Origin of the sequence: Bartonella sp. AU15XJBT, from assembly GCF_028618615.1 — a bacterium.
Classification (GTDB): domain Bacteria; phylum Pseudomonadota; class Alphaproteobacteria; order Rhizobiales; family Rhizobiaceae; genus Bartonella.
In genome coordinates, this window is record NZ_JAQITG010000005.1 from 26,066 (window position 1) to 46,783 (window position 20,718).

The 20,718-nt window shown below is 40.4% G+C and carries 16 protein-coding genes and 1 pseudogene; 13 read left to right on the top strand and 4 right to left on the bottom strand.

Going from position 1 to position 20,718, the window contains the following annotated elements:
* The first annotated feature begins 96 nt into the window (after positions 1-96).
* The 9 genes from PVV57_RS03665 (at position 97) to PVV57_RS03705 (ending at position 6,695) form a co-directional block, all read left to right on the top strand.
* On the top strand, positions 97-411 hold the full coding sequence (locus PVV57_RS03665) for a hypothetical protein (protein WP_273783497.1): 315 nt from the start codon (positions 97-99) through the stop codon (positions 409-411).
* 196 nt (positions 412-607) lie between these two features.
* On the top strand, positions 608-1,399 hold the full coding sequence (locus PVV57_RS03670; RefSeq protein ID WP_273783498.1) for a hypothetical protein: 792 nt from the start codon (positions 608-610) through the stop codon (positions 1,397-1,399).
* 194 nt (positions 1,400-1,593) lie between these two features.
* Positions 1,594-2,412, top strand: coding sequence for a hypothetical protein (locus tag PVV57_RS03675; protein WP_273719146.1), 819 nt, complete (start codon positions 1,594-1,596; stop codon positions 2,410-2,412).
* Positions 2,409-2,564 carry a hypothetical protein gene (locus tag PVV57_RS03680; protein WP_273719145.1) on the top strand — a complete coding sequence of 52 codons (156 nt, stop codon included), beginning with the start codon at positions 2,409-2,411 and terminating at the stop codon, positions 2,562-2,564. The genes PVV57_RS03675 and PVV57_RS03680 overlap by 4 nt, the downstream gene beginning before the upstream one ends.
* Positions 2,565-2,702: 138 nt before the next feature.
* Positions 2,703-3,536, top strand: coding sequence for a hypothetical protein (locus PVV57_RS03685; protein WP_273719144.1), 834 nt, complete (start codon positions 2,703-2,705; stop codon positions 3,534-3,536).
* On the top strand, positions 3,529-4,416 hold the full coding sequence (locus PVV57_RS03690) for a hypothetical protein (RefSeq protein ID WP_012231114.1): 888 nt from the start codon (positions 3,529-3,531) through the stop codon (positions 4,414-4,416). The genes PVV57_RS03685 and PVV57_RS03690 overlap by 8 nt, the downstream gene beginning before the upstream one ends.
* Positions 4,417-4,418: 2 nt before the next feature.
* A complete protein-coding gene (locus PVV57_RS03695) occupies positions 4,419-5,333 on the top strand; it encodes a hypothetical protein (RefSeq protein ID WP_273719143.1) in 915 nt (304 codons plus the stop codon).
* Positions 5,334-5,788: 455 nt separating this feature from the next.
* Positions 5,789-6,190, top strand: a complete 402-nt coding sequence (locus tag PVV57_RS03700) for a hypothetical protein (RefSeq protein WP_273719142.1) — start codon at positions 5,789-5,791, stop codon at positions 6,188-6,190.
* 1 nt (position 6,191) lies between these two features.
* On the top strand, positions 6,192-6,695 hold the full coding sequence (locus PVV57_RS03705) for a DUF6622 family protein (RefSeq protein WP_273783499.1): 504 nt from the start codon (positions 6,192-6,194) through the stop codon (positions 6,693-6,695).
* A 1,301-nt stretch (positions 6,696-7,996) separates the two neighbouring features.
* Here the strand turns inward: PVV57_RS03705 and PVV57_RS03710 are convergent.
* The 4 genes and pseudogenes from PVV57_RS03710 to PVV57_RS10435 all read right to left on the bottom strand — a co-directional run.
* Positions 7,997-8,222 (bottom strand): annotated as a pseudogene (locus PVV57_RS03710) (Arm DNA-binding domain-containing protein); the annotation flags it as partial.
* A gap of 742 nt (positions 8,223-8,964) precedes the next feature.
* Positions 8,965-10,185, bottom strand: coding sequence for an MFS transporter (locus PVV57_RS03715; RefSeq protein WP_273719139.1), 1,221 nt, complete (start codon positions 10,183-10,185; stop codon positions 8,965-8,967).
* Positions 10,186-10,195: 10 nt separating this feature from the next.
* Positions 10,196-11,029: a hypothetical protein gene (locus PVV57_RS03720; RefSeq protein WP_273783501.1), complete on the bottom strand. Its 834-nt coding sequence runs from the start codon at positions 11,027-11,029 to the stop codon at positions 10,196-10,198.
* Positions 11,026-11,532 carry a radical SAM protein gene (locus PVV57_RS10435; protein ID WP_342753456.1) on the bottom strand — a complete coding sequence of 169 codons (507 nt, stop codon included), beginning with the start codon at positions 11,530-11,532 and terminating at the stop codon, positions 11,026-11,028. Before PVV57_RS10435 ends, PVV57_RS03720 begins: the two co-directional genes overlap by 4 nt.
* A 436-nt stretch (positions 11,533-11,968) precedes the next feature.
* Here PVV57_RS10435 and PVV57_RS10495 point away from each other — a divergent pair, with 436 nt between their 5' ends.
* From PVV57_RS10495 to PVV57_RS03740, 4 genes are all read left to right on the top strand, one after another.
* On the top strand, positions 11,969-12,205 hold the full coding sequence (locus PVV57_RS10495) for a hypothetical protein (RefSeq protein WP_404977236.1): 237 nt from the start codon (positions 11,969-11,971) through the stop codon (positions 12,203-12,205).
* A gap of 1,422 nt (positions 12,206-13,627) precedes the next feature.
* The gene (locus PVV57_RS03730) at positions 13,628-15,496 is read left to right on the top strand and encodes a site-specific DNA-methyltransferase (RefSeq protein ID WP_273783504.1); all 1,869 of its coding nucleotides are present in this window, start codon (positions 13,628-13,630) and stop codon (positions 15,494-15,496) included.
* Positions 15,497-15,524: 28 nt separating this feature from the next.
* On the top strand, positions 15,525-18,719 hold the full coding sequence (locus PVV57_RS03735; RefSeq protein WP_273783505.1) for a DEAD/DEAH box helicase family protein: 3,195 nt from the start codon (positions 15,525-15,527) through the stop codon (positions 18,717-18,719).
* A gap of 336 nt (positions 18,720-19,055) precedes the next feature.
* The gene (locus PVV57_RS03740; RefSeq protein WP_273718943.1) at positions 19,056-20,306 is read left to right on the top strand and encodes an MFS transporter; all 1,251 of its coding nucleotides are present in this window, start codon (positions 19,056-19,058) and stop codon (positions 20,304-20,306) included.
* Positions 20,307-20,718 lie beyond the last annotated feature (412 nt).

The following is a 20,718-nucleotide window of genomic DNA, read 5'->3' on the forward strand; positions in this document are numbered from 1 at the left end:
GGGTGTTTCGGTGGTTGATTATGGGTAGGCCATTCTGGCGCGGGGACATAAGTAATCTTGGGGGAGTTTATCTATACACTAAATTGGAGAAAATAAATGAGATTTTCAAGTAGTTCGTACAATTATTGCAGTGCCGATAATTTTAGTAGCAAATATAACTCTGGTTTTGCGTTTGGTAGCAAGTATGGTGGTAAGGTTGGCTTTGCGGGTGGTCTTTTCATAGGAGCAGCGGTAGGGCGTAATCCTTATGCTGCAATGACCTCAGCAAGCTTTGGGCAAATTGTAGGCAATGAATTCGGAGACACCATAGGCGGTTATGGTGGTTATGGTGTGGCTGCTTTCCAGTGTGGCGCACAGGTGTTGGGTCAATCTATGGCTAATTCAGGTCATGGGTTGATGCACTTTTATTGATGTAGTTCTTTGGGTTATCCTAAAGCCTAGAACGGTGGTGCTGTAAAAGGTGCCACCTTTATGTTTGGAATATTACACAGGAGGAGCTATGGGCGCGTTTGGTTTAGTGCTCGCTTATTTTTGTCTGTGGTTTGGCATGTATCTATTCTTCAAAACTATTGCTATTAATGGAAAAAGCATGTTATACAAAGGGAGCATGGTTGCATTCATAGTGGCGGCATTGGTTGTTCTTCCCATCATATATATCTTTGAGTATATAGATGATGTGCCGATAACATCTTCTCATGTTGCTATAATTATGTTCTTTCTTTCTTTTTGCATGGAATTTATACCCAATATAGTAAACAATATAAAGTGCTTTAGTTTGGCCATCATCGCAAGTTGCCCCATTTTTTTCATCGCTGCTGGTTTTATTGTTATGGGTGATGACCTTCTGTTAGATTTTTTTGATCTGCAGCTTTCGAGCTATATTTATCTGCTTTTCATTATTCCGTTGATGATAGCGGGTGCTCGCTATGTCCTAATTGCTAAAGCTTTGAAGGAAAAATCTATGTCAGTGCTAGATTTAAGCATTTGCATTGGCTGTGGGTTTGCCATAGGCATCTTTTTTGTGTCATCACTGCTTTTATCAGACCTTCGAGAAATCTATCAACAGATAGGTTTTGCAAACAGGGAGGCAGTGAAAAAAATGTTTGATTATGCAGTGTTTGGTTTCGCTATTCTAACGGGCCAAGTTTTTTTGACATTTTTGATGGTTCTCTTTGTTACTACAAAGAAATATTATTGGTTGCTCCTTGATGTTCTTGCAGAGCTGTTTTTTAGCCTCTTTGTTTCTTATTATGTAGCGTTTGTTCATACAGATGATAAGTATAGAATGGTTATAAGGTGGATTTGTTTGATGTATGTTGTTTATGTGTACGCGCGTTACATTAAATCAAAGAATGTAAAGCTTAGCGTGATTAACCCGTTTAAAAAGAAAACTGAGTGAGAAGACAGGAGACTATAGTTCTTTGGGTTATCCTAAAGCCTAGAACGGTGGTACTGTAAAAGGTGCCACCTTTATGTTTGAAATATTGCACAGGAGGAGCTATGGGCGAGTTTGGTTTAGTGCTCGTTTGTTTTTATCTGTGGTTTGGCATGTTGTATCTATTCTGCAAAAGTATTGCTATTAATGGAAAAAGCATGTTAGGCAGGGAGAACACGGTTACATTCATAGTGGTGGCATTGGTTGCTCCTCTTCTCATTTATGCCTTTGAGTATTTTGAGTATATAGTCGGTGTGCCGATAACATCTCCTCCTGTTATTATGATTATGTTCTTTCTTTCTTTTTGCATTGAATTTATACCCAATATAGTAAACAATATAAAATGCTTTAGTTTGGCCATTATCGCAAGTTGCCCCATTTTTTTCATCGCAGCTGGTTTTATTGTTATGAGTGATGACCTTCTGTTAGATTTTTTTGATCTGCAGCTTTCGAGCTATATTTATCTGCTTTTCATTATTCCGTTGATGATAGCGGGGGCTCGCTATGTCCTAATTGCTAAAGCTTTGAAGGAAAAATCTATGTCAGTGCTAGATTTAAGCATTTGCATTGGCTGTGGGTTTGCCATAGGCGTCTTTTTTGTGTCATCACTGCTTTTATCAGACCTTCGAGAAATCTACCAACAGATAGGTTTTGCAAACAGGGAGGCAGTGAAAAAAATGTTTGATTATGCGGTGTTTGGTTTCGCTATTCTAACGGGCCAGGTTTTTTTGACATTTTTGATGGTTCTCTTTGTTACTACAAAGAAATATTATTGGTTGGTCCTTGATGTTCTTGCAGAGCTGTTTTTTAGCCTCTTTGTTTCTTATTATGTAGCGTTTGTTCATACAGATGATAGCTATGGAATGGTTAGAGATTGGATTTGTTTGCTGTATGTTGTTTATGTGTACGCGCGTTACATTAAATCAAAGAATGTGAAGCTTAGCGTGATTAACCCGTTTAAAAGGAAAACTGAGTGAGAAGACAGGAGGCTGTAGTTCTTTGGGTTACCCTAAAGCTTAGAGCAACCCTCCCAAGAGGGGCCGTTTCTGGAGCAATGGTAGGCGGGGTCCGTGGCGCAGCCGCGGGTATTGCTAAAGCTGGTTGGGATTGTTTTCGCTCTAAGTGGTAAAATTGTTGTTTGACCTAGCTTTGTTAACAAGGTAAAGGCCTTGCTAAGGGGTACGCTATCAGCCCCTTAGCAGGGAGTTTCTCTCCCGCAATAATATCTTGGTATACTTTGGAGGGCAAGGCGCCTTAGGGAAATTATATGTCTGACTTAATTTTTGGAATGCAGCGTGGTTTTGGGATAAGTTCCAGCCCTCGTGTCCTTAAAAACAATGGCTTGTTGGACGAGCGCGTCATTTTTGGGGGGCTAGCTGGCCTTTCCTGCGCTATCATCTTCGCTTATCCACATAGTGAAAGTGGGCTTCCAGACTTATCTTTGCTTTTAGTATGTTATCTTGGCATGCTTTTAATTCTGCACGAGCACTACTTATATAAATATTTAGTTCTTGGATTCTGTGGTGCAGTTGCTGCCTTGTGTATTGGGGCAGGTTTTGTATATTTGAGCTCTTTGTTGCCATTGCCTGCTTTGTCTGCTGCTCATAATAGCCAGCAGCAGTTGGTGCATTACATGAGTGGGGTTGCTGCAAACTATCTCTTTTTTATCCTTTTGATATCAGTTTTAACTGCGGAGCTTTTGCGTTTGTGGTTGCTTCGCGTATATAAGCCAGAATTAGCTGCGCGTGAGGTCCTTTATTTCGGGCTGGGCTGGGGTGTTCTAGACTTATGCTATAAGACCCTCCCAGCTCTTTTTCTTTACTTGAATTACCGTGTTGATAGGGAGCCACAAATGGCGGGCTATGTCGCATTTGAATCCTGTCCACAAGCGATCAGCTATCTTATTGCCGCGGGCATGATTGTATTGATGCATGTTGTAAATACGCGCTTTATGTATCTTGGTTTCGAAGATAAGCGAAAGGCCTATTTCTATCTGCCTTTTGTAATTCATTTTGCTGTTGGTCTTTTGTCTATGTTTGGCATTTCTTCAGACTACGCAATATTAATAAATTCTATTTCTGAGGCTTACTATAATGCTTGACAAATTGACATTATCTGTTATCGGCGCCGTTTTTTGTCTGGTGCTGATTATTTTTCCTTTGATGAAGAAAAAAACATTGGTTGAACATTTGGTTTTCTTGCTCGTTGTTTTGTGTCTTGTTTTTCTTTATGTTTATGGCGCTGTGAGTTATTTTCCTTATTGTGTTTTGGCGCTTTCGCTTATATTGGGGTACCGCTGGTTACTCTCTTTGGTTAAAGCGTTTAAAGGCACGAAGGCGATTATTGGGTCAAGCGCTGGTTGTTATGTGCTTTTGATTTTTTTTCTATACGGCTTTATGCGTATGATAGGCAGTTTGATTTTTGATTTTGCTGCTTATAGTACGCCTAATATTGTTTTTGCTGTTGGTCTATTCCCTATAAGCATGGCGATTATGCAGTTTTTTTTGCTCTCTCATTGGGTGGCAGAAGATAATGGCAATGGTGTAGAGGCAGCACTGGGCGTGGGAATAGGAATTTGGGGGGCTGCTATAGGGCTTGCACTGCTTACATCTCTACCAGAAGCTGTGAAGATCCTAAAAGGGGCCTTTAGTCTTGATAGGGACGCCTTACTTTTTTTACTTGAGACGGTAATATATTATGCGTTTATTATAGGTCTGAGTCTTTTATCAACTTTCTTAATGCTTTTGGTTTGCCTTGACAAGAAATGGCGTTTTTTTGTTCTTATCCTGCTTTTACAATGCTTGGCGGCTTGGGCGCGCTTTTCATGGCGGGCCGCTGAGCCAGAACTTCTTGCAATTGGGCATTATACAATCGCTACTATTCTTATGTTTGCTCTTATGCGGCAAATTTATGATTTTGTGCAAGACAGATTATCCATGAAGAAAAATAGCAGTTACGCTGTAGTAAATGAGGGGGCATAATAATGTTGGTTTTATTTATTACCTCGCTTCTCGCAGGCCTTATTTATGGCGCTGTCATTTATAATTTTTTTCGCTCTACATTTAGTTGGATAAATGTGCTGTTGAGCGGCATAGTTTTTGGGGTGATTGTGCTGTTAGTATGGCGTTACTGGGAAACAGAACATAAACTTGATGCCTTACGTTTGCTGCAAGTGCTTGGCGTTGTTTTTCTTCTATGTGTGTTTCATCATTTTCTGAAGTTCAAATTGGTTGTCGCCGGTGCTGTGGGATGGTTTGTTGCTAGCTGCATTGGTGGCGGGCTTCTTGCTTTTTGGGAGCAATCTGTAATAAAAACGCTTTATATGATGAATATTGTTGAAACCAAGAGTCGTGCAGAGCAGGGGCTGGCGCTTGTTTTTTTATTTTTAACATTTACGGTTTTTTTTGTTGTAGCAGAAGAAGCCATGCGTCGTTTGTTAGTTACTAAGTTTTATCGGTGCTCGCCTAGTTTTTTGTGGCGTTTGCCGCTGAATATTGGCATAGGCTGGGGTTTATGCGAATTAGTTTACAAGGCGCTCGGGCCTTTCCTTGTTTATAATGGCTGGCCTATTCGATCTAGCTTATTAGCCAGTGAATATGTAATTTTTTATTCCTGGACGCAAGCGAGTATTTTTTTGTGTGCTTTAATGAGCGTCATACTCATGCATATTTTAAACACATGCTTGGCGTATCGTAGTGTTGTTACGCGCTCTAAATTTTATGCGTGTGCGCCTTTTTTTGTCCACGCTATTGTTAACTGTTTCGGTGCAACAGTGCTGGTTACAGACAAGGTTTGGTTTAATGTTGGGGGCATCTTGTTTATTCTACTTTGTGTGATGTTGTTCGTATATTTTGAAAGCAAAAATCCTTTAATACAAAACATAAAATTGCGCGCTTAAGGTGTTGTAGAGTGATGAATAACTTTGCGTACTCTAAGTATGGCTAGAGAGCCTGATACGCGCTTTCTGTTCTGCAAAAAAAATAGAGAAGGTCAGCACCGAGGTAATGCGTCCAGTACCAAGAGCGACGTCATTTTTGCACTAATTGGGGGGAGGGTGTGCCACTGGCCACGCGCATATGGGAGTTTGCAAATATGCTATCATGTAACTTTCTAGTGTCCTCCTTTCTATTATCCTCCATGAGATTGAAGATGGGAATCTTGAGGCGGCGATGACGCATTATTGCAAGGAGGATGCACCATGTTTAACATAATAGTCTCTTTATTCCGTGGAGTATTTACTCCTGGGTTATCAATGGAAACGTTTTAACTCTGGTCGAATACTCTCTCATCTTGACTGTGATTTTATTGTCTATTATTGCTGTGAATATTAAAATTGTCCGACGGGGGGAGCTCATGATGATTACTAACATTCTGACAGTTATTGTCCTGTTTGTTAATTATTTCGCTGGATGGTCTACACTTTTACTGAACTACCCCATAGTTTTTTGCTATCTGTCACTTGCTCTGGTTTCATTGATGAGCTCGCTGGTAAAGAAATCCTTTACCATTTTTTATGCCAGTGCTGGTGTTTCTGAAGAGAAACGCAAACATATCCTATTTTATCTCATCAATAAATATATTACATGGATTTGGGTAGTCATCTTTTTTGCCAATGGTCTTCTAGTGGCTTTTTTTTCATGCTCCCCCCAGCTTTGGTGTGTCACTATGGGTTTAATTTGTGCTGGTATTCTTTTTTCTAAATATCTTCCTAACATCATGCAATATTTTTATCGCATAAAACATCATGGAGCATAATATGTCATTGTTTAACATTCTGACCGGCCCCCCTTTATGGGTCTGGATTTTACTTATTTTTCTCATCGCGAGGGGAATAATCGCATTGAAAGATAGGGAAACGAAGGTTTACCGCCTTTTTCTCTTGCCGTTAGTCTTTCTTTTTTTGGGCGCAAGCGATGTGATTAACCAGCTGGCTTTCCCACGCTGGGGAGCAATCGCAATGTTGGCAGGGCTGATGATCGGCTTTGGCGTTGGCTGGTTGCTCTGGCGTGCTACTGCGCGTTTAAAAATCAAAGAGGGAACGGATTTCATTATTCTGCCTGGTACGCCGTTGACGCTGACATTTATTCTTATCGCTTTTGTCATCAAATTCACATTGATTGTTTTTCTCAAGGTTGTACCTGATTTGAAATATGCATTTGATTTTAACCTTCTTTTTGGTCTTTTAAGTGGGTTTACTGGTGGTGTGTTGTGGGGCGGCACATTAAATTTATATATAGCATTTCGAAAGAATCCAAATTAATCCCTATACCATTAGCTGTGGGTGCTTCCCATCAGAACTATCTCAATAGAAGCTTATACCTAACAACAACGCTGCATACAAATGCAGCGTTGCCTCATAGTTTCAGATTCTTGTCCCAGCGCGTGAATACGTGAGGGAAGTGATATATCTGACTATGCCCCCTTGGGGGAAGGGCGAGCCTAAAGGTTTAGAATGCTATGAGTTTAAGCTAGTTGGACTTTGAGCAGATGGTTTATCGCTGATAGTAAATCATTTTGTTTTACGATTCAAAAAGAGGATCGTGATGGTCTCATTGGCGTAGGTGGGCAAGAAAACTGTTAGCTTGGCAATGCGTCAACAATTTGTAGAACTATGTTGTGAAACCTATATGCAAAGCGGTTGCTATGATGGCATGATGCTTTTGTCAAGCATTATGATATGGTAGGAACCGGTGTTTAAGGGTGCAACTGCGGTCACACTGTACGACCCAGTAGCATTACGTCTGAGTGTTTAGGAGCGGCAGGCTCCGTACAGGAAATACGCGTACAATATGTGAAGCACGCTTGCGGGAATCAGTGTGCCATTATTGCGTTGTGCACGCAACCCTCTAGCAGTACTTCATTGGTAAGGCTGTTTTTTGAAGCTGGTTGTAATTATCTGTGTGTTTTTAAAGAGAACGTTAGCACCGATGTGTCGCGTGAGTACCATTTTCCTTTGTACAACTATTTTCATTTTTCTTGCTTTTTTCCTTAAAAAACTGCGATTATTGGTTTTTGGGGGGCACACGAACGATAACAGAGTAAAGACTTTTCTCTTGTGTTTTTCCTTTTTTTGTTCAAAAAAGCCAAAGCGTCTTAATGAGCAGAGATCTTGTCTAAAAAGGTATTTTTTAGATTTATTACTTTATTTTCAATGGAATAGAGAATTTCTGCTTTTGAGTGTGCAAGTGCACCTTATGATGAGACATAAGATGCGAACCCGTAAACTTGGGCGCGCAGTAGGCTTATAGTAACAACAAGCTTAGGCATATAGCTGGCAGACACCGTCATTATTGAGTTTTTTTTCTAGATTGTGTTTGGTTATGCCACATGTGAAGCAATTTTAAATTTACCCGTGGTGATACGTCGTCAAATTGGAGATTCAGCTCTTCGATTTGTCAGAAATATGTCAATGCCAAAAGATAGACGTTTTTGGATGGACTTGTGCCAATTGATAAGCTTGCTGATAATATTTGTAAGTGCCATAATAGCACACAAGAAGAAATAGACAATCGCCGTCTTTAATTATGCAAAACAGCGCGTCAACTTAGAAGGGAAAAATTATTGCTCTTGCAATTCACGGGCTTGTTTTAAAGAGACATCTCTCAAAGAGCACCCAAACCCATTTCACAGCGCCGACCATGAAGGGTATAACGATAAAGCCCCCATGAAATAATGTAGCACCACCATCTTTACGCTTATGAAGTAGCAAGCCAGCACCATCATTATATTTGCCAGCTCGTGGGTGTTGCGACAGCTCTTGGCACTTGAGAGCGTTCATAAGAGCCATTTTTAGTCCTTTCTTGTATAAATTTTACCCACACACCAGCCCCGCTTATGACGTGCAAGCAAGTGATGTTGATTGATTCAAGATAAGTAGATTTGAAATGAAGAAAATCTTACGATATTCGGGGTTCTAATTCAATATGAATAACGATAGATTGTCATTATAAATCAATATGTTACCCTTAAAAAAGTAAGGCAAAAAAAGCAAAATGTCAAAATGTGGCAATGCGAATTGATTGAGCTGACTTGCATAAGCGAAAAGAAATCAAATAAGCACAAGAAACTCTAAAAAATAAAGAGAACAGCTTATCCGACACTTTGCATGAAAGTAAATTGGCAGAGGACACAGAAATAAATAGGATAAAAGGAATTGTGATGTACAAAAGAAATATTCATAGACATATTTTATACTAAGCGTAACGGAGAAGCGTAAAGATGAGTATAAGAGTGGACGACGAATTAACTGGAGTATAAGGGGGTATTGCTAGGGCGGCGTTTTTGGTTAAGAATTAGGTTTCGTATGCTATAAGCTCTCTGCATCCTTCATATTATAGGCGTTGAGATTATCGTCCAATGCAGCGTGAAGGAGCTGTTTTGTCTTTAGCGCTTGTTTAGCTGCTTCTATAGTGCTCCTTAGCTCTATCAGCCATTATGGTGATAATTTCCTCGTCCAAAGAACAGATCAATCGATTGCGTAATAGGGTATGTGTGCCTTTTTTGACCGTGTCTTTTTGAAAAAGCAGCTGTCATCTCGTGGCAGGGTTGGGGGTGTCTATATGATCAGCCTGCCAAAGAAATGGAAGCGTTATCGCGATAGCCACCAATAGTAGTCCAGCGATAAAGGCGGCAGCAAACTGCAATGATATAAAAGAACCAAGGACGCCGACCAAAAAGCTTCCGACCGGCATTCCAGCATAGCCGATCACCCGAAAAGCAGAATTAGCTCGCCCGAGAAGTTGCTTTGGTGTGAGGCGCTGCCTGAAGGCAGTAACACCAATAAACCATAAGCTTGCTCCAACACCAGCGATAAAGGTGACGCCCCATACGACGACAGCACTTTTTGAAAAGGCTGGAATCAGCAGCAAGACAACCGTTCCTAAACCGTCAATGAGAACAGCTAGGCGCACCGGTGCATAGCGTATACGCGGCACAAATAGGGCACCTGCCATTGTACCAAGCGCGTAGGCTGCAAACATCACGCCATATTGGCTGCTATGTAGGCCCAGATACCGACCGTCGGTAACGAAGAAGATGAACGAGGTTAGGAATGCTCCAAATACTACCGATAGAAAGAATGTGAGTAATGTAAGGGAGGTAAGATGCCGATTTGAAAAAATGAAACGAAAGCCGGCAATGATATAACGGAAAGTGATGTTTTCTTTATCAAGTGTTGGCGATGTTGGAACAGCATGGCGAGCGGTAAAAATCAATGTGATAAAAAGCACGATTAACAGGCCGAGAAATAGCAGTGTGCTATGCGCTAAAATGCTGCTTGTTATGACAGGGGCAAGAAAATAGGAGACACCGAAATCTAAAAACAAGACAATTGAGTAGAAGGTCATCAATCGCTCTCCCTCCATGATAAGTGGTGGAATCGTCATTATATAAGCTTCGGCAGAAACGACGATGAATCCAGCAATGGTTGCATAGAAGAAAATTTGTTCGGCTGGAGCAATCTGTATCATAAGCAGTACGAACAGTACAATATGCAGTAGCATGAAGATGAGGAAAGCCGAGGTGGCAAGTTTTATTTTGTCGCAGCGATCAAGTAAAGCGCCTGCAAGGATACCGAAAATTGGCCACGCTAATGAGAAGAGACCTTGCGCCCAACTTACTCCGACTACGCCATATCCAGATTGTCTTGCTAATAGCGGGATGGCAGTGCGCAAAGCACCGCTGAGTAAGGCGAGCAGACTAACGGTTAGGCAAAAATAGCGTATGTTCTTGTTGGCAAAAAGCGTGAACATTCTTTTCTCCTTAAGATGCCACACAGGTTTCCGCTGGTCCATCAAGTACGGCGGTTGTATTCAGCATGTTTGCGACATAGCCGTCCAAGATATTCCTATCTGCCTGAGGTAGAAGAAAATACATAAGGTTGGAATACCATTGCCAACCACGCTGAGTCAGCTGGAGATCGTTATCACTTTCTGCGATGAGACCTGCACCTATGAGCTGTTGTAGGTTATTGTATACGAAAGAGGGGAGTGCGGTCCAGTCAATTCTTTCTTTTTTGGCATAACCGTTATAAGGTAGCCGCATACACAAAGCCTTGGAGGCTTGTTGCTCCGCTGATACCCAATTGTAGTATACTTTGGATTTGCCTTTAAGTTGTATGTCGGTAATGTATTCGCTTCGACTAGGATTGGCTCGTGTGACGAGTGAGCCGAGAATCGACTGTGCTGACGCCCCAAAGCCAACCACATAATCATCATGATAACCATGCAAATATTTGTGATAGCGGAAATAATTAGCTGAACTCGTTTTAGCGAGCGTTAGAGGAGTGTTATTGGCAATTTTGATATAGGAATGCCCATTACACGGCGCATAGCCGCAGCTGCGCATAACGATGTCGCTAAATAAGCGAAGCATCTGTCGATGCTGTAGACTGGATGGCTTTAGCCCTTTTTGTGCGTAAGATTTATGCAGTTGCGACGTGATAGCCAGATTGTTGATTGCATAGAGGTTGATGGTTTCAGGATGAAGCTGGCTTGCTTGCTTCAAATCGTATAATAGTTCTTCGGCTTGCTGGCTGTGCATGCCATATAGTAGGTCGAAACCGACATGTCCAATTATCTCTTGTGACCAGTTCACGGTATTTTTGATTTGTTCACGTGTTGAGGTGAGGTTAAACAATGATCGGAAACGCTCAATGAAACTCTCTGTACACCGAAGCTTATCCGGTTAACGCCGATCTCACGGGCAGCATAAAGTTTATCACGTGTGATGCTCTTCGGTTCGCTTTCCAGTGTAAAATCGGCTAAGGAAGAGGGCTCAAATTCGGCATGCAATACTTTTCCGATGTGGCGGATATTGTCTGCGGACAAGAGCGACGGTGTGCCGCCCCCTATATAGATGCTGCGGATGGGTCCTCTAAGCGAGCGAATGAAGTTTCCTTTGTTTCTGATTTCTGTGGTAAGCGCTGACATATAAGATTCGATTTGCTTAATGTACTTGTAGGCTCCTTTCTGAAAGGGACAGAAGGAACAGATGGTTTCACAAAAGGGAATATGCAAATAAAGAGAAACTGTATGCGCTTGTGGAATCTGCTTACTCTGCGTTAGCTTATTAAAGTCTAGGTAAATTGTAAAATTCATTTGAAATAGTACGAAATAGCGGATATGTAAAATTATAAATCGGCTTGAGTTGATCGAACTTCACAAAAGGATGATCCACGAGTTGCATAGCTTACCTCCCCCAATTTCTTAACGCGCAATATATTATCGACGGGCGACTAGTGATCCAATTGTCCGGCTGTATTACCAAAGATTTTCACGGAACATAATAAATCCTCCTTTTGTAGAAGTTATATGTATTATACATATAACTTGTTATATAAACGGGCTAGTTTGTTTAAGAGGCAATGTAAAGATAAAAAAATGTCTATTTATAAAAGAACTTTCTCTTGCAGTCTTATGGCCTGATATTTTAATTGGTATCTTGTTTTACGTGGTCGGGCTATGAATGCCTAGAGCGAGAAAAAGCAGGGTATTTTAATGGACGTGCGGGGCATCATTGTTATGTTGCTGGGACTTGGAATTTGCATCTGATTATGAAATATCATTAGCGCAAAAAGATGGTTTTAAAGGTAGAGATACATTTTTTAATATCCCTGTAAAACTTCGAGAAGAGATAGAATTATCTACTAGAAAACATATAAGTGTCCAATGTGATAATATTATCGAATTACATGACATCATCGCTCTTGCCCGCCATTTTGACATATTACCTAAAATCTCATTGAGATTGTGTACTGGCAAACGGGGATAGATCGCGTTTTAGTATGACTGCGGCGAAGTTACGTGCCGCATTATCTTCGCTAGAATCCAATAGGATTAAGCTTAATGGGGTGCATTTGCATGTGGGCTCTAATTTGAATTCGACTGAGTTAATCGTATCCACCTTAACTAAGACTGGAAAGGATATTTACGCATTGAAGGATCAGATAAGTTTTTATCAGTCTAGGTGGGGGATATCTGATTTCCACAGCGTTCTGCGATGCCGTGACGGTCAATGACGAATACTCTCGTAAAATTTATGAGGCATTGTCACAATTGGGTTGTGATTTACATAAGCTTACGGTAATTATTGAATCTAGGCATATTGTATCTGAAGATTATGGTTATTTATTTTCAAATATTAGCTCTATAAAAGAGCGGAATGGTACGAACTTAATTATAATCTAGGCTCTGGGGGCGTGTGCTCAGTCTGCACAGTATCACGAGAATAGAGTGCTACAAATTTTGTCTTTTCGAGATATGAGCGGTGAATTTAGTTTAGCGGATGTCGTTGGTTCAAATTGTTATGAGTATGATATTCTTGTAAGAGATATATCTATCCCATTGGATTTATCCTTAGATGACAAATTTATACTGGCGGCATGTGGGAGCTATGATATCATAAACGCGCCAGGTTGGATTCGAATGCGGCCTCAAATTATTATTTTTTGAAGAAAATGGCTATTCGTATGGAGTTTATCGCTTTGCTTATTCGGTATTGTACTTTGTTGGAGCGCATCTAGTCATAAAGTGCTTTCTGGTTTATGGTGAATCTTTAGTTGCGAGTGGGTAGCTTGGTAGGAGGTTATTCCAAAGTGTGGTCGTTTTAGGAGCGCTGCGATAGTTGCTGTCGAATAAAGGAGGTATTCTGCAGTTGTATAAAACCTAGTGCGGTGCAAAATGTTCGTACTTATTTGTAAAACATATTTAATTTGATTCGTCGATCTTTTATACTAGTCAAAAGTTAGCACCGATGTATCATCTGCAGTACAATTTCTTCTTCCCTAACTTTTCTTATTCTTATGTTTGGCGGATTTTGCATGGTTGAAACTCCGCGCCTCTGCGGCTTTTCGTGGTTGAGCAAAAACACAGCCGAGACTTTGCGCACGTGATTTTTTGCGTCTTTTGCTAAAATAGGACAGAGTGTCTCTTTGAGCCGAGACTTTGTCGCAAAAGGTCTCGGTTCATTTTATGCTTTATTTTCAATCCGTTATGAAGTTCGCGATTTTGGGGTTAGCAAGCGCATCATGCGTGAAGCATCTGTGATATAAACGGGCACGCTTAGTTTAAGCTTTATGCAAATATAAAATAAACTGACACAAGAGAAAGAAATAAATAAACTAAGAAATATTGATTCTGACAAAATATATTATTCATGGACATTTTATTCTAAACGTCACGGGGAAGTGCGTAAATGACTATAATAGCGGGTGAAGATAAAATAGAGGGCATGAGTCAAAGCCCACAAGAGCAAGATATTGCAAAACTAAAGGCAGCCTTTCCGCAATGTTTTGCCGAGGGAAAGCTGGATATAGACCAACTTCTTAATCTATGCGGCGAATATATCGATAATGATTTTGAAAAGTTCAAATTTGAATGGAAGGGCAAAGGAGCAAGTTTAAAGCTTGCGCAAAAGCCTTCACTTGCGACATTGCGCCCGAAGCGCGAGGAGAGCGTAAACTTTGATAATACACATAATCTTTATATTAAGGGCGATAATCTTGAAGTCTTAAAGCTTATTCAGCGGGCTTATTTTGGCCAAGTGAAGATGATCTATATAGATCCGCCCTATAATACGGGGAATGATTTTATTTATGAAGATAATTTCAAGGACCCGTTGGCGCGCTATAAGGAAGTGACGAGCCAAACGACAAAATCAAACCCTGAAACAATGGGGCGGTTTCACACAGCGTGGCTCAATATGATTTATCCACGCTTGCGTTTGGCGCAGACGCTTTTGCGTGACGATGGTGTGATCTTTATCTCAATAGATGATCATGAGGTGCATAATTTGCGCAAAGTGTGCGACGAGGTGTTTGGCGAAGAGAATTTTGTCGCGCAATTGGTGTGGAAAAAGCGCACTGGTACTAATGATGCGCATAATAATGTCAGCACGGACCATGATTACATTTTATGTTACAGTAGAGGTTTAACGGCCTTTAGTGGTGTAAAGAAGACTTTCGAAAATTATAGTAATTCTGACCAGGACCCGCGCGGGCCTTGGACACAAGGCGATTTAACGTGTAATAAAACAGCGTCTGAGCGGCCAAATCTCTTTTATCCTATTACTGACCCGCAAACGGGGCAGGTGTATGAATGTAACCCTAACCGTGTTTGGGCTTATGAAAAAGAGCGTATGGCAAGGATCATTAACGAAGGCAAGGTGATCTTTCCTAAAAGTGGGCGTGGGACACCGACCTATAAGCGGCATCAAGCAGAAGTTAAATCTCAGACTAAGCCCTTTAGCTCTATGCTTGAGACCGATATGAACTTTGTTGCGACAAAACAACTACGCCAGCTTTTGGGCGGGCAATTTTTTGATCATCCAAAAGGTGTAAATCTTATTAAGCACCTTATTGAGCAAACAACTAGCAACAATGACCTCATTCTCGACTTTTTCTCTGGCTCTGCCACAACAGCGCATGCAGTGATGGCTTTGAATGCAGAAGATGGTGGCAATCGCAAATTCATCATGGTGCAATTGCCTGAATTATGTGATGAAAAGAGCGAAGCTTATAAGGCTGGTTATAAAACTATCTGCGATATAGGTAGCGAACGTATTCGCCGTGCTGGTGCACAAATCAAGCAAAAGCATGAAGCAGAATGCACAAGCGAGCAGCCTCTAGACATCGGATTTCGCGTGCTAGAACTCGATAGTTCAAACTTTCCCCTATGGGACGATAGCCCGATTGATCCGAATACACTTGATGTTAAAGAACAATTGAAAATGCGCTTTGATCATATTTTGCAGGGGGTAAATCCCGAGCGCTCTCATCAAGATATTATCTTTGAGATCATACTTAAATATGGTTGGCCACTGGATTTAAAAATTTATCCTTTACCCATCAATGGCAAAAAATTCTATTACATAGGTGAGAGCGAAGGCGATGTCTTGGTGATTATAGCCATAGACTCGCCCTTTGAACCCGAAGATGCGGAAGAGATGATAAAGTATTTGCCCGTAAAAATCGTAGCGCTTGATGCGGCCTTTAAAAGTGATGAAGCGCTTATTAATTGCGACTTTATCTTTAAAGACAATGAAGTAAGTTTTGATAAAATTTAAACTATAGAGAGACGATTGGGGCGGCGATATGAAACTTAAATTTAAACAACAAGAATTTCAAAATGATGCGGTTAAAAGCGTCATTGGTTTATTTAAAGGCCAACCACAATGGGATTCTTCTTTTTCCTTGCTTTCAGAACAAGGACAATTAGCGTTAAAGGAATTTGGCTATGGTAATCAATTATTGATTAGTGATGAAAGCATATTAGCAAATTTACGAGAGGTACAACAGAACAATAAACTTTTGGCGAGTGAGACGTTAGAGCAAAAGCAGTTTTCTATTGAGATGGAAACGGGGACAGGCAAAACTTATGTCTATAGCAAGACGATTTTTGAGTTAAATCAACGCTATGGCTTTACCAAATTTATCATTGTTGTACCAAGTGTTGCTATTCGCGAAGGGGTATATAAATCACTGCAGGTAACGAGGGAGCATTTTCAAGCAGAGTTTAATAATCTACCCTATCGTTATTTTATTTATAATTCAAAAGATCTTTCGCAAATTTGCCAATTTGCAAGCTCGACCAATATTGAAATTATGATTATCAATATTGATGCATTTAAAAAAGCAGAAAATATTATCAACCTTCCGCAGGATAGACTGAATGGCGAAAGTGCTATGCGCTATATCCAAGACACAAATCCGATTGTGATCATAGATGAACCGCAATCGGTGGATAATACAGCAAAAGCGAAGGAGGCTATTGCAAGCCTTAACCCACTTTGTGTTTTTCGCTATAGTGCCACGCATAAAGATGAGATTAATCTTTTATATCGTTTAACACCTGTTGATGCTTATCAAAAAGGACTAGTGAAGCAAATTTGTGTCTCTTCTAACCAGATAGAGCAAGATTTTAACCGTCCCTATATTGCCTTGAAATCCGTATCCCACGAACATGGCTTTAAGGCGCGCTTAGAGTTGGATATTGCGGGGAAGAATGGCACTGTTAGCCGCAAAACAGTTACAGTGAGGCAAGGCGATGATCTGTATCACGTTACGGGCGGGCGTGAGCTTTATAGGGGTTATATTGTTTCGGGTATCAATTGCATGGCAGGGGATGAAGCCGTTGAATTTTCTGATACTGAAATTGTCAAATTTGGCCACGCGCTTGGTGATGTGAATACAATAGAGCTTAAACGCGCGCAAATTTATCGCACGATAGAAACACATTTAGATAATGAATTGCGGCTTGTGCCTTTAGGGATTAAAGTTTTATCACTTTTTTTTATTGATGAGGTGGCTAAATATCGTAGCAATGATGAAGAGCCAGCACTTTATGAGCGTATGTTTGAAGAATGTTATGAAGAGTTGTTGGCGAAAGAGAAATATGCCTCCTTGCGGGCTAAATTTGCTCAAAATGTTCGAAACGTGCACGGCGGTTATTTCTCACAAGACAAGAAGGGTGTGTATAAGGATACAAAGGGCGACAGCCAAGCTGATGATGACACTTATAACACGATTATGCGTGATAAAGAGTGGTTATTATCTTTTGCATGCCCTTTGCGTTTTATCTTTTCGCATTCGGCATTGAGAGAAGGCTGGGATAATCCAAATGTATTTCAAGTGTGCATGTTGATTGAGCAAAAATCGAATTTTACCGCACGGCAAAAGATTGGTCGCGGTTTGCGCTTGTGCGTAAACCAACAAGGTGAACAGGTGGAAGATAAAGATATAAATGTGCTGCATGTCATGGTGAATGAAAGCTTTGCTGAGTTTGTGAGTACATTGCAAAAAGAATTAGAGGCGGATATTGGTTATAAACTTGGTACATTGCAGATGGAGCAGTTGGTTGGCCGTGTTTATGAAGATGTAAAATATGTTGCCGCTAAAGTGGAAGTATCGCAAGCACAAGAAATTATTAAAACACTTGTTGCAAAAGATTTGATTGATGAGTCGGGCGCCGTTAAAGTAGATAAAGATTTAGTGGCGAGCGAATTTGAAGCTATAGGGGCGGAGGAAATGTCATGCGAATTGCGTCAAGAAATTGTGAAAAAAATTGACGCGGGCGCGCTTATTAATGTTGAGACACTGCAAGATCTGACTTATGTGACAGCTGTGACGGAAAAAAAGATTCTGTCTCCGCAAGAGGCTGCTGATATATTGGTTGAGTTGCGTGAAAAAGCTTTGCTTACATCAGCAGGAAAAATCACAGATACATTAAAAGCACAAAGTGCGGCTGGGACGTTGGATTTGAGTGAACGTTTTAGTAGAGGGCAAAAGCGGGCTGTGCTGCAGGCGCTAGAAGCGAGCCAAGCTATGCCGATTCGTAATGCTACGCGCGAGGTGCGGGTTAAGCTTAAAAAGCAAACAGTGGTTTCGCCCGAGTTTTTGGACTTGTGGGAGAAGATCAATAAAAAGACCACTTATCGTGCAAAGTTTGATCGCACAGAGTTTGTCGCCAAAGCAGTGGATGCAGTGGAAAAAATGGCGCCAGTTGCGCCTGCGCATTTGGTTTATCAAACAGCAGAGATAGAACTGGATAGTGCTGGTGTGACCTATGAAGAGCAATTATTAAAGCAGAGTGCGCTTGATTATAGTTGGTGTGCATTGCCGAATATTGTACATTATTTGACCTTAAAGCTGAAATTAACCGCAAAGACAATTATTGGTATTTTGATAAAGAGTGGTCGTGAGCATGAATTTGTGAAAAATCCACAAGCTTTTTTAGAGCGCATAGAAGAAATACTCAATAAAACCCATGTTAATCTTACAATTGATGGCATCAAATATTTAAAGCTGGTTGGGCAAGAATATAGTGTGCAAGAGCTTTTTACCAGTGAAGAGCTTGTGGCGAATTTAGAGCGTACAGCTGTTGCGAGTGAGAAGAGTGTGTATGATCATGTGGTTTATGAAAGCAGTGTGGAGAAAGAGTTTGCACAAAGTCTTGAAAATGATCCTGAAGTCAGATTGTTTTTTAAACTGCCAAGAAGTTTTAAAATAGCCACTCCCATAGGTTCTTATACGCCTGATTGGGCGGTCTTTTTAGAGCGGGATGGCGAACAAAAGCTTTACTTTGTGCTAGAGACAAAAGGGGCGAACAGCGAGTTTGATTTACGTCTTAAAGAAATACTGAAGATTAAATGCGGCAAAGCGCATTTTGCCGCGCTGCGAACGAGTGTTGCGTTTAACGAACAGCCGGTGACAAATTGGCGTGAATATAAGCGTACTTTGCCAGAAGGGGAGCGTAAGTTTTCAAGTGCTGCAGTGGTTGTTGCAGAATGATTGGTGCATGAAATACTTAACGTGAGTGCGTGGGGAAGAGCAAAGCTTTTTATATCAAGATGATAAATTGATAAAAGGTAGCTACAAAATAGCTATAATGTGTACTTTATTCTAAATTTAATTGTTTTCATTGAATACGGGAGGTAAAGTTATGAAAACTAAAAGTATGTATAAACCACTGAAAAAAATCAAATTAAGCGGGTTGATGTTGTTGCGCTAAACGTCTGAGCAAGTAAGCAGAAAATGGCTTCTCGAGGCACTTTTACGAATTGAGGTTTTAAAATATATAAAGCTGGCGGCAAAAAGCTGCTAGCTTTATAGCTTTTGGATATATTAATGACGATAGATTATGAAGTTAAAAAGTTGCTCTATGGCTGTGGAGCAATGAGCGGAATTCGGCTAATTACAGGTTCCTTCCATGCTTTCTTTTTGTTGTCTATGGGCGTTAGTATAACACAGTTAGCTTTATTGCAAATTGTGTTTAGCGTGGCTATTTGTATTTTTGAAGTGCCTTGCGGGATTTTAGGAGATAAAATCGGCGTTAAACAAAATGTTACCTTATCATGTTTCTTTTTTTCGCTCTTCTTCTTTTTATGTATCTACGCGCCTAATCTTTCTGTCTTAATTCCGGCAGAAATTATTTATGCTTTAGGCTTTGCTTTATGTTCTGGCGCTGATAGCACATGGATTAAAGGTTTAATCGACGGTGGTGGTTACAAGGGTAGTTTGATCTACCACCAAGTAAACGCCTATAAGCGAGAACTGACAGCATTCATGAATACGGTTGCTGGTGCGCTAGGTGTCCTTATTGTTTTGTGTATGGATAATTATCAGTCGGCATATTATTTTTGTTCTTTCGGGTTTCTCATGCTTGTATTCTTTTTTAGTCGGGTGAGGGGGATAGATATTGCATCCGTTTCGGGTAGTCAGTCAATAGACTCGGGTTCTCTGTTGCATGCAAAAGAAGCTTTTTCTCATTTAGTTACCTCAAAAATCGGGTTATATTATATATTGATATGTGGTTTTATTGTTGCCGCATTGCAGCCAATATTTCATTTTTGGCAGCCTTTTATTTTGGGACAAACAGGAGTATTAGACAATGCAACGGGAAAGACTAAAATTCTTATTCTTGGCTTGTGCTTTGTGTCTTATACTCTCGTAAAATACTTATTTAATCGCTTTGTAATTAAATATCTTATGCACAAATATGCTCCTATGGCGATAACTTTGTGCTCACTCGTTCTGAGTGCTGTTGTTATGCTTGCTCTGCTTCTCGTTGCAAACAGTTGGGCCCCTATTATTTTATTCACCGTATTTCACAGTTTTTTTTCTGTCCCTATGACGCAGTTTGAAGCAGAATTTTTTAAACATATTCAACAAAAGAATGCAAATACGGTTTTATCCATTGTTAGTTTTCTTGCACGTATTTTTGGTATTTTAGCGCTTGTGCTGATTGGTTTGTTGGCAAACAATGTTTGTATAGAAGCTGCTTTTTGTTTCACCTTGCTTTGTATATGTTTAATTATCCCGCTTAATTTGGCCTGGCTTTATACGGATAAAAAGTTAATAAAAGACGAGGAGGTTTGAAAGTGAAGATACAGTTGAACAGAGCCTTGCCTGTGACTTACGTAAAGACACAGGAAAAAATAGTGTGTGGGTCATCTTATATGGATTTAGTCGAAATTAATAGCTGTCCATCGTTTTTAGGAGAGATGCTTACCGATTTGAATGCGTCAAATGATTGTGCTTCTTATTAGTCAGAAATATCGCGAACGAGCATAACAAAGTACCTGCGTTTTCTGACAACTCGGTCGGCTTTGTTTTTTTACATATGTAAGCAGCGGGTAAGAGAAGGTTAGCACTGGTGTATGACTTGCAGTACCAAAAGTTTTATTAAAAATACTAAAAATGGATGTGCAAGACGAACAAACACTTGCTGAGGATCTTTTATCAACGACTGTAGCTGCTTGGGGGCATAATATTGTATAAAAAAACGCAT

Excerpts from the sequence above, each read along its gene's own strand:
- PVV57_RS03685 (WP_273719144.1), top strand. The coding sequence starts at position 2,703 with ATGTCTGACTTAATTTTTGGAATGCAGCGTGGTTTTGGGATAAGTTCC.
- PVV57_RS03665 (WP_273783497.1), top strand. The coding sequence starts at position 97 with ATGAGATTTTCAAGTAGTTCGTACAATTATTGCAGTGCCGATAATTTT.
- PVV57_RS03670 (WP_273783498.1), top strand. The coding sequence starts at position 608 with ATGGTTGCATTCATAGTGGCGGCATTGGTTGTTCTTCCCATCATATAT.
- PVV57_RS03730 (WP_273783504.1), top strand. The coding sequence starts at position 13,628 with ATGACTATAATAGCGGGTGAAGATAAAATAGAGGGCATGAGTCAAAGC.
- PVV57_RS03735 (WP_273783505.1), top strand. The coding sequence starts at position 15,525 with ATGAAACTTAAATTTAAACAACAAGAATTTCAAAATGATGCGGTTAAA.
- PVV57_RS03695 (WP_273719143.1), top strand. The coding sequence starts at position 4,419 with ATGTTGGTTTTATTTATTACCTCGCTTCTCGCAGGCCTTATTTATGGC.
- PVV57_RS03740 (WP_273718943.1), top strand. The coding sequence starts at position 19,056 with ATGACGATAGATTATGAAGTTAAAAAGTTGCTCTATGGCTGTGGAGCA.
- PVV57_RS10435 (WP_342753456.1), bottom strand. The coding sequence starts at position 11,532 with ATGAATTTTACAATTTACCTAGACTTTAATAAGCTAACGCAGAGTAAG.
- PVV57_RS03705 (WP_273783499.1), top strand. The coding sequence starts at position 6,192 with ATGTCATTGTTTAACATTCTGACCGGCCCCCCTTTATGGGTCTGGATT.
- PVV57_RS03715 (WP_273719139.1), bottom strand. The coding sequence starts at position 10,185 with ATGTTCACGCTTTTTGCCAACAAGAACATACGCTATTTTTGCCTAACC.
- PVV57_RS03700 (WP_273719142.1), top strand. The coding sequence starts at position 5,789 with ATGATGATTACTAACATTCTGACAGTTATTGTCCTGTTTGTTAATTAT.
- PVV57_RS03675 (WP_273719146.1), top strand. The coding sequence starts at position 1,594 with ATGTTAGGCAGGGAGAACACGGTTACATTCATAGTGGTGGCATTGGTT.
- PVV57_RS03690 (WP_012231114.1), top strand. The coding sequence starts at position 3,529 with ATGCTTGACAAATTGACATTATCTGTTATCGGCGCCGTTTTTTGTCTG.